General features: G+C 68.0%; 13 protein-coding genes. 10 read left to right on the top strand and 3 right to left on the bottom strand.

Features of this window, described 5'->3' with window-relative positions; genetic code table 11:
- From VMV28_03610 to dph2, 8 genes are all read left to right on the top strand, one after another.
- The coding region (locus tag VMV28_03610; protein HUZ79686.1) for a hypothetical protein at window positions 1-271 on the top strand (271 nt) is incomplete at its 5' end.
- A complete protein-coding gene (locus VMV28_03605; GenBank protein HUZ79685.1) occupies window positions 256-1,143 on the top strand; it encodes a hypothetical protein in 888 nt (295 codons plus the stop codon). The genes VMV28_03610 and VMV28_03605, both read left to right, overlap by 16 nt.
- A 140-nt stretch (window positions 1,144-1,283) precedes the next feature.
- Entirely contained in the window at window positions 1,284-2,051 is a 768-nt protein-coding gene (locus VMV28_03600) for a PAC2 family protein (protein HUZ79684.1), read from the top strand.
- A 73-nt stretch (window positions 2,052-2,124) separates the two neighbouring features.
- The gene (locus tag VMV28_03595) at window positions 2,125-2,544 is read left to right on the top strand and encodes a GNAT family N-acetyltransferase (GenBank protein HUZ79683.1); all 420 of its coding nucleotides are present in this window, start codon (window positions 2,125-2,127) and stop codon (window positions 2,542-2,544) included.
- 65 nt (window positions 2,545-2,609) lie between these two features.
- Window positions 2,610-3,839: a CBS domain-containing protein gene (locus VMV28_03590; protein HUZ79682.1), complete on the top strand. Its 1,230-nt coding sequence runs from the start codon at window positions 2,610-2,612 to the stop codon at window positions 3,837-3,839.
- A gap of 4 nt (window positions 3,840-3,843) precedes the next feature.
- The gene (locus tag VMV28_03585; protein ID HUZ79681.1) at window positions 3,844-4,236 is read left to right on the top strand and encodes a nascent polypeptide-associated complex protein; all 393 of its coding nucleotides are present in this window, start codon (window positions 3,844-3,846) and stop codon (window positions 4,234-4,236) included.
- Complete coding sequence (locus VMV28_03580; protein HUZ79680.1) at window positions 4,233-4,664, top strand: NUDIX domain-containing protein; 432 nt, start codon at window positions 4,233-4,235, stop codon at window positions 4,662-4,664. The genes VMV28_03585 and VMV28_03580 overlap by 4 nt, the downstream gene beginning before the upstream one ends.
- Window positions 4,661-5,692, top strand: coding sequence for a diphthamide biosynthesis enzyme Dph2 (gene dph2, locus VMV28_03575; GenBank protein HUZ79679.1), 1,032 nt, complete (start codon window positions 4,661-4,663; stop codon window positions 5,690-5,692). The genes VMV28_03580 and dph2 overlap by 4 nt, the downstream gene beginning before the upstream one ends.
- A gap of 206 nt (window positions 5,693-5,898) precedes the next feature.
- Here dph2 and pdxT read toward each other — a convergent pair whose 3' ends face one another.
- The 3 genes from pdxT to grpE are packed head-to-tail and all read right to left on the bottom strand — an operon-like array spanning window position 5,899 to window position 8,353.
- Window positions 5,899-6,495, bottom strand: coding sequence for a pyridoxal 5'-phosphate synthase glutaminase subunit PdxT (pdxT, locus tag VMV28_03570; protein ID HUZ79678.1), 597 nt, complete (start codon window positions 6,493-6,495; stop codon window positions 5,899-5,901).
- The gene (locus tag VMV28_03565; protein HUZ79677.1) at window positions 6,492-7,799 is read right to left on the bottom strand and encodes a hydroxymethylglutaryl-CoA reductase, degradative; all 1,308 of its coding nucleotides are present in this window, start codon (window positions 7,797-7,799) and stop codon (window positions 6,492-6,494) included. Before VMV28_03565 ends, pdxT begins: the two co-directional genes overlap by 4 nt.
- Window positions 7,796-8,353, bottom strand: a complete 558-nt coding sequence (gene grpE, locus VMV28_03560) for a nucleotide exchange factor GrpE (GenBank protein ID HUZ79676.1) — start codon at window positions 8,351-8,353, stop codon at window positions 7,796-7,798. Before grpE ends, VMV28_03565 begins: the two co-directional genes overlap by 4 nt.
- Before the next feature lie 199 nt (window positions 8,354-8,552).
- Between grpE and gyrB the strand changes: the two genes are divergently transcribed.
- Together gyrB and VMV28_03550 are read left to right on the top strand one after the other, a co-directional pair.
- Window positions 8,553-10,496, top strand: a complete 1,944-nt coding sequence (gyrB, locus tag VMV28_03555; GenBank protein ID HUZ79675.1) for a DNA topoisomerase (ATP-hydrolyzing) subunit B — start codon at window positions 8,553-8,555, stop codon at window positions 10,494-10,496.
- A 16-nt stretch (window positions 10,497-10,512) separates the two neighbouring features.
- Entirely contained in the window at window positions 10,513-11,487 is a 975-nt protein-coding gene (locus VMV28_03550; GenBank protein HUZ79674.1) for a hypothetical protein, read from the top strand.
- Window positions 11,488-11,493 lie beyond the last annotated feature (6 nt).

Raw genomic sequence — 11,493 nt, 5'->3', positions numbered from 1 at the left:
GGTGCCGACGGCGACCCATGCGAGTTGGATGAACCCGGTCGAGACGCACGCGAAAGGCATCGAGGAGCTGGCCCTGCCCGGCACGGAGTTCACCTCGGTGGTCGAGGTAGGGGATGCCTTGGATCGGGCGGTGACCTATCGGAACGAAGAGCGAGAGAAGCGGGGGAAGAGGTTCCGGGACACGGTGAGAGGGGACCGACGCCACCTGGCGAAAGTCCCGGTGTGGCTACGAGGTACGAATCCCGAACATCCCGCGTGGCCGGTCCACTAGCTACTCGCACCTCCTACGGAGAGGCCTCCGAGGTTCTCGAACGAGACCTCGGTCTGCGCATTCCCCGTCGGACCATCTGGAACTTCCTCCAGGAGATCGCCGTGGGCGTGGAGCGAGCGCTCCACGCTCCCTCTACGCCGCTCCCGATCGAGCACTCGGTCCATGAGGCCGACTCGACCTTCGTGAAGAGCCAGGAGAAGAGGGGGAATCAGCACGCCATCCACGTGGCCATTACCCTGGATCCGAACCACCACGTCCACCTCGCTGAGGTGAAGATTGGTGGAGCGCCGACGTCGGTGCTCGATGGCTTGTCCGTCGAACACCTGGTGACCGACGACGACACCGGCCTCATGGCCTACCCCGCGCGAGTGCACCAGCTCTGTCACGTGCACTTCCTCCGCCTGCTGGGCGAACTCCTCCGGGAGGAAGGCGTGGGACTCCTCGAACGGGAGGCGATCCTGGCCCCGGCTCGGGGCCTCTTGGCCCACCTGAGAAGGTCGGTGGAGTTCCACCGACTTCGAAGAGAGTGGTGGGCCATCACCGACCGGGTGCGGGCCACCCTCGAGGAACTGGAGGTGCTGGCACGGCGCCTGGAGCGGGCCGCCTGCCCTCGCTCCGCCCGAGCGATCCGTCGGGAGGCGAAGGCGCTGGTCGTCTTCGCCGAGGTAGCGGTCTACGGGATCGACCTGCCGGCCACCTCGAACGGAGTCGAGCGGGTGATGGGGATGATCGCGGATCGATGCAAGCGGAAGTGGGCATGGTGGGGACGAGGTCTACGAAACCAACTCGTCATGCTGCTGGCTCGGAAGACCCGTAGGGGGACGTACGAGCTCGCCCTGCACCGTTATTTGGGTCGGAGGGGGTGCAGATGACGGTTCACGCCAGGGGCGTCATCCACCGATTTCTTCACACCACTGGGGCCCGGGGTCTCTCGGTGGGGAGCGAAACCGCATAAGCGCGGTCGTCTCTCATGAGTCGGTCGAACGCGCCCAGCCATTCGAGGGAGGCAAACGTGGATCTCGAGGTGGTCGATACGCGCGGCGACTCGCTGCGGGGGGCGATGATGGTCGTGGGGTTCCCCACGCACGGCTTGGTCGGCTCCGTGGCCGCCTCGTATCTTGTCCATACCCTCGACATGACCCAGGTTGCCTACATGGTCGGCGAAGAGTTCCCACCCACCGTGGTCATGGACGAGGGGGTTGTGAACGCCCCGATCCGGTTCTACGCGAGTAAGCTCGTCTGCGGCCCCGATCGCTCTTGCCAGCAGCTCGTGGTCGCGATCTCCGACATCCAACCCCCGGCCGGGCTGCTCTCGCGCCTCGGCCGCGCGCTCTTGGACTGGTCCGAAGCGAAGGGGATCGAGCTCGTGATCGCGGTCGAGGGCCAGCCGATCGACAAGGACGACAAGGGCGACGCCCGGGTCGTCGCGATGGCCAACCGGGCCGCAGCGCCGCTCCTCAGCAAGTACCATTTCACCACGGCGAGCGGAGTCGTGACCGGGTTCGCGGGCGGGCTCCTCCTGAACGCGCTCGGCCGGCCCTTGCCGGTGCTGTGCGTGATCGCGCAGGCACACAAGGATTATCCGGATGCCCGCGCGGCGGCCAAGGTGATCGAGGCGGTCAACCCCCTCGTCCCGCTCATGGTGTTGAACACCCGCCCGCTCCGGCAGAAGGCGAAGGAGATCGAGGCGGAAGTCCGTCACCATCTCGACGAACAGCAGACGGCATCCCAGACCCCCCGAGCAGGGGAGACCGTCGGGCCGGGTGAGATGTATCGCTGAGCCCGCCTCCGCGACACGCGAACGGACCGGCGACGGCACCCCGCGATCCTCTGCGACCCTGCGTGGGTTCCGAGTGAGCGATGTGCCGTACATCACTCCGATCGTGGCGGACGCGCTCCGCGAACACTACGACCCGGCGCTCTACCCGTCGCTGAGCGCGAACTGGCCCGAAGGATTCCTCGTCGCCACCGATCCGAGCGATGTCCCCATCGCCTTCCTGCTCGGGGTCCACCAGGTGGAAGGCGAAGGACGCGTCCTGATGTTCGCGGTCGATCGCGATCACCGGGGCCGGGGCCTGGGAACACTCCTCATGAACGAGTTCCTCGTGCACTGCCGAGAGAAGCAGCTGCGGCGGGTCACCCTCGAGGTGCGGGTCAGCAATGCGACCGCGATCCGGTTCTACGCCCGATTCCGATTCTCAGTGGTCGATCTGCTGCGCGGCTACTATTCCGACGGCGAGAACGGCTACCAGATGGCTCGGGACGTCGGTTGAAGGCCACCCACAAACCCCGGCCCCTCCCGCCAGCCATATGACCATCGCCTGCAGTTGAGGCGTCGATGTCCGCTGCATGGCCCACCGCCGGGACGCTCATGGCGAAGGACCCCGTGACCGTCGCCCACGACGCACTCCTCTCCCACGCCCTAGGCAAGATGAGCACCGGAGCCTTCCACGAAATGCCCGTGCTTCGAGGGTCGAAGCTGATCGGGATGATCACGTTCGAGTCGATCGCTCGACGCGCCAACCTCTCCTTCTCGACGAAGGTCGAACATCTCCTGCTGATCCCGCCGCTCGTCACCCCTGCCACGCCCTATCCCGAACTCGCCGAGCAGCTCCTCGCCACGGGCCTGCGGGCGGCCCCCGTCGTCGGCCGCCGCGGAGAGCTCTTAGGTGTCGTCAGCCGGACGAACCTCGTCCGCGCGTTTCCCGACCTTCGCCAGATCCCCGATCATCGGGTCGACGAGATCTCCCGCTCGATCGGGCACCCCTTCCACGAGAGCGACCCGATCCGCCAACTCCTCGCCCAGATCCGCCTCCTCGAAGAGCATCCGCTCCCCGTGCTCGACCGGAAGGGTCACCTTGTCGGAGCCGTCGGCGTCTCCGATCTCGCGCGCGTCCTATGGCGCCCGACGGTCGGAGGAAAGCGCGACGCCGAGAAAGGCGGCTCGGTCTACGACGTCGAGATCGGAACGATCATGCACAGTCCGGCCGTCACGGTCCCCGCGGGGACCTCCGCTGTCGAGGCCGCGCGGCGGATGACCCGGGAGAACGTATCGAGCGTCTTCGTCGTCGACCCAACCGGACCGACCGCGGTCGTGGCTCAGACCGACCTCCTCGGGCTCGCCGTCGGCAGCGCGAGCGCGCAGGGCGACCGGCTGGGGGACGTCTACGTCCAGATCACGGGCTTGCGCGGTTCGAGCGACCCCACCACGCTGACCGAGATCGACCGGTTGGTCGCCGCGGGGCTCCGCCGAATCTCCCGCCACGTCAAGCCGTCCCTATTGAGCCTGCACTTCGAGCCCCACGCCACGCACCGCACGGCCGACGCGACCGTCGAGGCGCGATTGCACACCGACCGCGGAATCTTCTACGCCTCCCACACCGGCTGGAACTTCCTGGCCGGGATCGCGGCCCTCATGGACGAGCTCACGGAGCAGGTCCAGCGCACGCGGGAGTCGCAACGTCGCCAACGGCGCACGCAACGGCGTGGCATGCCGGCGGACTCGGAACCGGCTACGCCCGAGCTCGAGGCCCGCATCCGTCGGGCCACCAGCGACCGAGAGGATTGACTCGATGATGCCCGGCGGACCCCGCAGCGAACGCGATATGCAGGCCATGATGCGCCGCCTCGGCATGACCACCGAGACCATCGACGGGGTCGAGGAGGTCGTCGTGCGGACGAAGACCAAGGAGCACGTCTTCCGAGCCCCCGAGGTCACCGTCCTGACGGTGAAGGGGGTCCGGACCTACCAGGTCGCAGGCCACCCCGAGATTCGGCCCCGAGGAACGGCGTCCTCGACGGGAGCGGCCGCGGTGCCGGCCGTCGGCCCTCCGGAGGAGGACGTCCAACTCGTCATGGAGCAAGCGGGGGTCTCGCGGGAGGAGGCAGCCGAAGCGTTGTTCCGGGCCCACGGCCAGCCCGCCGAAGCGATCCTGGCCCTCCTCGCGCGCCGGGGGAGCGGGTGACGACGCCGAGCGGTTCGATCCAGCAGGAGTGCGTCGAGGGGTACCTCTTTTCCCGTCTGCCCATGCGCGTCATGATCCTGCGGCGTCCGCCCGCGCGCGAATCGATCTGGGTGCCGATCAGCGGCAAGGTCGACGCGGCCGACTCCGATTGGGAAGCGACGATCCGCCGCGAGCTGCGGGAGGAGACGGGGCTCGAGACCCCCAAACGCCTGTTCGCTCTGGATTGGCATGTGACGTTCGAAGGCCCGGAGGGAGGGACGTGGAGGCTCCACGCCTTCGGGGTCGAGGTCGACCCGGCATGGACCCCTCGCTTGAGCGAGGAACACGACCTGTATGCTTGGGTGACCCCGGAAGAGGCCGTGGAGCGCCTGCACTACGCGGACAATCGGGCCGCCGTGGGCCGCCTTCTCGAGCGGGTGGGACCATGACGGCCGAGGCGCCACCGAACGCCTCCACACGCGTGCGCCGGTTCCCTACGCTCGGCCCCGGGCTCTTCGACGCGCTCCGCGAGGATCGTCCCCGCCGCATCGCCCTGCAGGTGCCGGCGGGCCTCGTGCGCAACGCGGCCGATCTTGCCGAGAAGATCCGGGAGGAGACCGGGATCCCGGTGGTGCTCGCGGGTCGGGCCTGCTTCGGTGCATGTGACGTTCCGTCCCGAGATGAGGTGCCGAACGCGGACGTCTCCGTCGTGCTCGGGCACGCTCCGATCCCGAACGTCGCGCTTCCCATGCCCACCTACTTCGTCGAGATGCGGGAGCCCGCAGGAGACCCCGAACGGCTAGTCCGGACGCTCGAGGCGGCCGGGATCCCCCGGCGGCTCGGCATCGTGGCCTCTGTGCAGCACCTCGATCTCGTGGAGCCGCTCTCGGAGGCGCTCACCGCGCGAGGGTACGTGGTCCGTGTGGGGCAGGGAGATCGTCGACTGGCGTACGCCGCCCAGGCGCTCGGGTGCAACTACACGGGCGCCGAGGCCACCGCGGCGGAGGTCGACGCCTTCCTGTTCCTCGGGACCGGCCGGTTCCATCCGATCGGCCTCGCGTTCGCGGTCGACCGACCCGTCTGGTCGCTCGATCCGTTGCAGAACACGATCGAGAGCCCCATCGATCGCGGGGCGCTCGTGCGGCGCCGTCAGCTCTTGGTCGCCTCCGTGCGCAACGTCGACCGCTGGGGCATCCTCGTCTCCACCTTTGCCGGACAGAACCGAACGGCGACCGCCCTCGCGCTCCAGGAGCGCGCGCGTTCGCGCGGGCGCCAGGCCGAGATCCTATCCTTCGCCCGCATCGATCCCCGGGATCTGGAGGGACGCAACGTCGAGGCGTACGTGAACACGGCATGTCCTCGGATTGCGCTCGACGATAGCGCGCTCTACCCGAAGCCCCTGCTCACCCCGCCAGAGTTTCTCATGGCGATTGGCGAACTGCCCCTCGACCCGTACCGGTTCGATACCTACCACTGAGCGACCGCGAGACCGTGTCCGCCCGGTTCGGGACCCGCGGCTCGACCAGCGGAGGCCGGCGCCCCTGGAGCCATATCGGCCGGGCCGCTCGCGCCCGTGCTCATCTTCGTCGTCGGTGGAGGAATGCATCGGCCCCGGTGCGCTAGGGCGTCGCGCTCCTCCCGATCGTGCGGTACCTCGCCTTTCCGTTCCGATAGAAGCGGCGTTCAGGGAGAGCCCGGCGAGACCGACCTCAGGAAGGCGCGGTGAAGACGCAGGTCGCTGGTGAGCTCCGGGTGGAAGGTGAACCCCCAGATCGAGCCCTGGCGCACCCCGACAACCTCCTCGGCCCTCCAGGCGATCGCCCGTGCCGCCGGCCCGACCGATAGGATCCGCGGCGCCCGGATGAACACGCCCGGAAACGGCGGTCCCTCGAGGGCCTCCACCCGCACCGAACCTTCGAACGATTCGCGCTGCCGCCCGTAGTCGTTGCGTCGGACGCGGATGTCGAGCAACGCGAAGGTGAGCGGGTCACGGCCGCCGGGGCTCGGCTCCAAGTCGCGCGCGAGCACGATGAGACCGGCGCACGTCGCGAGGATCGCCAGGCCGCCTTCGATGCGTTCTTTCATCGGGCCCCAGAGTCCCGTCCTCGCGAGGAGGTCGGCGATCGTGGTGGACTCCCCTCCGGGAAGGAAGAGGGCGTCGAGACCAACGAGGTCCTCCGGGCGTCGCACCCAAATGATGCGCCGCTCCGGAACGATCCGTCGCAAGGCGCGAAAGTGTTCGGGGACATCCCCTTGCAGGGCGAGGACCCCGACGTTCATCGGGGACCCGATGCTCGCAGCTCCTCGATGACCTCTTTCGCCCGATCGAAGCGGATGGCGTGTTCCTGAACCAAGCGCGCGACGACGCGGTCGACCTCATCGGGGCGCGCGCCGGCGCTGGTCGCCAGATTGCGGGCATGGAGCTCCATGTGACCCCGCTGGATCCCCTCGGTCGCGAGGGCGCGGAGCGCCGCGAAGTTCTGCGCGAGGCCGACCGCGGCGACGATCTCGGCGAGCTCCCGAGCGGTCTTCACACCGAGGAGCTTGACGTTCGCCTTCGCCGTCGGATGGACCGCCGTCGCGCCGCCAATGAGCCCGAGGGCCGTGGGGAGCTCGATGGATCCGACCAGATTGCCGTCGGCGTCCTTCTCGTAGGTGGTCAAGGGCCGGACGACAGCGCCTGGCTCGGCGGACCACGCCGCGTAGGTGTGCGCGCCGCTCTCGATCGCGCGGTAGTCGTTGCCGGTCGCGATGACCACGCTCGAGATACCGTTCATGATCCCCTTGTTGTGCGTCGCGCAGCGGTAGGGGTCCGCGACGGCGAGCGCGTACGCGTCCAGGATCGCCTCGACGACCTCCGGGCCGGTCGCCCGGTCGGTGGCGAGCAGGTCGACCCGGAAGGTCGCTCGGGCGCGGGCGAGCCGGTGAACGGCGAGGTTGGAGATGATGCGGAGCACGCTGCGGCCCCCGGCGAGACGCGCGAGCTCGGGCGCAAGCGCTTCGCACATGGTGTTGACCGCGTTCATCCCGCCGGCATCGCGCGCGTCCACCAACAGGTGAACGATCAACATCGATCCTCGGGGAGTCTGCAGCAGGCGGACCTCGAGGTCGCGGGCGCCGCCGCCGAACTTCACGAGCACGGGATCCTTCGCGTTCGCAGCCTCGAGGAGGCGATCGCGCTCATCGAGGATCCGCAGCCGCGCCGCCGCCGGATCGGGGACGTCCAGGATCTGGACCTGCCCGATCATCACGGGAGCGGTCGCGCTTGCCGAAAAACCACCCGTGGCCCGCGTGACTTTCGCCGCGTTCGATGCGGCTGCGACCACACTCGGCTCTTCGATCGCCATCGGAATGAGGCGATCGCGACCGTTGACGCGGAAGTTCGTGGCCACCCCGAGGGGGATCGGGAACACCCCGATCACGTTCTCGATCATCCGGTCGATCGTTGCGGGATCGATCCCGGGCGGGAACTCGTACGAGCGAACCTCGGCCTCCGTCAGCCCGGCCCACTCGCGAACGAGCTCTCGCCGCTCTTCGATCGTGCGTCGATACAGACCGGAGATCTCCGAGGACCGCTCGCTCATGGGGCGCGCTCCGGGGAGTCGGGCAACTCGGGTGCAGCGGCCGCCGGATCGGGCTCGGGTTGGCGGGGGCCGCGGGCGACGACCACCTTCGCAGGTCGCAACAGGCCCCCGGGAAACCGGTACCCCTGCTGGACGATCTCGACGACCGTGCCTTCGGTCTGGTCTCCGGTCGGAGGGGCTTCGGCCACGGCCTCGGCCTCATCAGCGCGGAACGGAGCACCGATCCGGGCGACCGGTTCGACGCCTTCTCGCAGGATCAGGCGTTGCCACTCCCGATCGAGCAGGTCGAGTCCGCGCCGAACGTCATCGGCCGAGTGACCTACCGCGAGCGCGACGCCCGCACCCTGGACGGCCTCGTACAGCGGGATGAGATCGAGCAGCACCGACGCGCGGGTCTGCCGCGCAATCGTCTCCCGCTCGCGCTCGGTCCGCCGTCGATAGTTCTCGAAATCGGCGAGGAGGTACTTGTAGCGGGTGGCCCAATCGTCGTTCGCCTCCGGCGCAGCCGCCTTGGGGGCGGTCATCGGTGGAGGGGCCTCCTCAACATCGGCCATCGAGGCGCTCACGAGCGGGGGCTATTTGGGTCTTTATCATGGCGAACTCGGCATCGGCGATTGCCGACCGCAAGGGCCCCGGGAGGTCCCCGGATGGTAGGGTTCGCCGGCCTTCCCACACGCGCCGGACCGAGGGGGTCCGGAGAGTCGATTTTCCGCCGAGGACATACGCTTATAATGCGCGCCCGGCTCGGTAGAAATGACGGGTAGTTCCGTCGCTTCCGCCATGCCTCCGGAGTCGGTTTCCACCCCTGCATACGATGCGAGTTCCATCCAGGTTCTGGAGGGACTTTCCGCGGTCCGTCGGCGCCCGGGCATGTACGTCGGCTCGACCGACACCCGCGGGCTGCACCACCTGATCAACGAGGTCGTGGCCAACTCGATCGACGAGGTACTTGCCGGTGCCTGTACCGAGATCTGGGTAACGCTGCACAAGGACGGGACGTGCACCGTCCGTGACAACGGACGCGGGATACCGGTCGAGATCCATCCCAAGTACAAGCGCCCCGCGCTTGAGATCGTGATGACGGTCCTGCACGCCGGCTCGAAGTTCGATCGAGCCGCCTACAAGGTCTCCGGGGGCCTGCACGGAGTCGGCCTACACGTCGTCAACGCACTGAGCGAATGGTTCGAGGTCCGGGTCCGACGGGACGGGAAGGAGTACTTCCAACGGTACGAGCGCGGCGCCCCGGTCGCTCCCCTCGAGGTCATCGGGAAGGCCGACGGAACCGGCACCGAGCAGCGGTTCAAGCCGGATCGGGAGATTTTCGAGACGCTCATCTTCGACCGCGATGTTGTCGAGCGGCGACTCAAGGAGCTGTCGTTCCTGAACCCGGCCGTCACGATCTATTTCGCCGACGAGCGGGACGCGACCCAGGTCACGTTCCATCACGCGGGAGGATTGATCGAGTTCGTCGAGGACCTCAACACCTCGACCAATCCGTTGTTCAAACCCCCCATCTACCTGCACGCGAAGCGCGACACGACGGAGATCGAGGTCGCACTCCAGTACAACGACGGGTACAACGAGACGACGCTCGCCTTCGTCAACGACATCAACACGGTCGACGGCGGGACCCACGTCATCGGTCTCCGGGCCGCGCTCACGCGCACCCTCAACGAGCACGCCCGCGCCCGCGGGTTCATCAAGGGCGACAAGGAGAGTCTCTCGGGCGAGGACGTCCGGGAGGGGCTGGCCTGCGTCCTTTCGATCAAGGTGCTCGAACCCCAGTTCGAGGGCCAGACCAAGGCCCGGCTCGGGAATTCCGAGGTCAAGGGCCAGGTCGAGAGCGCGGTCAACGACAAGCTCGCCGAGTACCTCGAGGAGCACCCCGCGGTCGGACAAGCGCTGATCTCCAAAGCCGTGCAGGCCGCCCAGGCACGCGAGGCGGCGCGCAAAGCGCGGGAATTGACGCGCCGCAAGGGACTCCTGGAGGGGGGGGGACTCCCGGGGAAGCTCGCCGACTGCCACTCGCGTGACCCGACCGAGTGCGAGCTGTTCCTGGTAGAGGGCGACAGCGCCGGGGGGACCGCAAAGCAGGGCCGGGACCGGGAGTTCCAGGCGATCCTCCCCCTGCGAGGCAAGATCCTGAACGTCGAGAAGGCGCGGCTCGATAAGATGCTCCAGAACGACGCGATCCGGTCCCTGATCACCGCCATCGGGATCGGCATCGGGGACGAAGAGGACCTCTCCAAGCTGCGGTACCACAAGATCATCCTGATGACGGATGCCGATGTGGACGGATCGCACATCCGCACGCTGCTCCTGACGCTGTTCTACCGCAAGATGCCCGACTTGATCAATGAAGGACACGTCTACATCGCCCAAGCGCCGCTCTACCGGCTCCAGAAGGGCTCGAAGGTCGCTTGGGCCTACTCCGACGAGGAGCGCGACCGCGAAGCGAAATCGATGGGAGGCCCGAAGGGCGTCACGATCCAGCGTTACAAAGGACTCGGCGAGATGAACGCGGACCAGCTGCGCGAGACGACGATGCAGCGCGGCGCGCGTTCGCTCCTGCGCGTCACGATCGAGGATGCCCAGAAAGCGAACGATCTATGCAAGATCCTGATGGGGGAAGAGGTCGAACCCCGACGCCTGTACATCCAGGAGCACGCGGTCGAGGTCACGAACCTCGACATCTAGTAGGAGGCGCTGGCGGATGGCCCCGGTGACGACGGTCGCGGAGGCCCTTCGCACGATCCATCCCGGTGGGCCGGGGGTGCCTCGAACGGTCGTCACGCGAGGCCCGAACGGGACCCTGATCGCGCTCGGGATCTTCGGGCCGCGCGGGGCACTCCAGTGGCAGGGACTATGGCTCGCCGGCAGCGAAGTGCTGCCGCTCGGAGGCACCGTTCCGCGGAGCGTGCGCTCGACCACTTCGCAGCTCTCCGGATCGACGGCGCTCCTGGTCGATCTCGTCGAGTACGCTTGGGCCAACTACACCGAACACCTCGTGGGGCTGGACGAGCGGCTCGCCTCGTGGCCCACCTCGGCGGCGTCGATCCCGATCGCGGAGATGGAGGCGACCTCCCGCGAGGTGGCGGAAGCGCGGCGTCGGGTCATCCGACTCGTCTCGCTCGTCAGCCAGCTCGGAGAGTCGCTCGGCTCCGCGTTCCCCGAGATCGGCCCGGTCCTCCCGGAGATCCGTAGCGAGGCGGCGCGCCAGGAGGCGCTGTGCACGGAGATCCAGAGCGTACTCCGGGACGTCATTCTGCTGCGGACCAGCCAGGACGGGAACCGGATCTCCGAATCGGCGGTGGAGCTCGGAAGGATATCCAACCAGATCAGCGCGCTCGCCAACACCTCCAATATCCGCATGCTCGGGATCGCCTACCTCGCGCTCGTGATCGCGCTCATCGGGGCGGTCGTGCTCATCCCGAACACGACCGCAACGATTCTCGGGATGCCGAGCGCGAGCTGGGTCTCGGGGTTCTGGGTCGTCGTGATCCTCGCCGCCACGTCCGTCGTGCCGATCGTGATCGTCTTCACGCGGCCTTGGGTCCTGAGCCTGATGCGAGGTCTGGGGGGCTTCGAGCGTACCAGCCGGGAGGGCATGCGGGACCTTCCCGAAGTCTCGCTCGATGCCGCCGCGAGCACGGCCCCTTCCGAACCCCTTTTACCCCGAGCCCCGTAGCCCGGT

Source organism: Thermoplasmata archaeon (assembly GCA_035532555.1).
Classification (GTDB): Archaea; Thermoplasmatota; Thermoplasmata; order Lutacidiplasmatales; family UBA184; genus Lutacidiplasma.
Note: the sequence above shows the minus strand (reverse complement) of the source record. Positions and strands in the feature narration are given on the sequence as shown.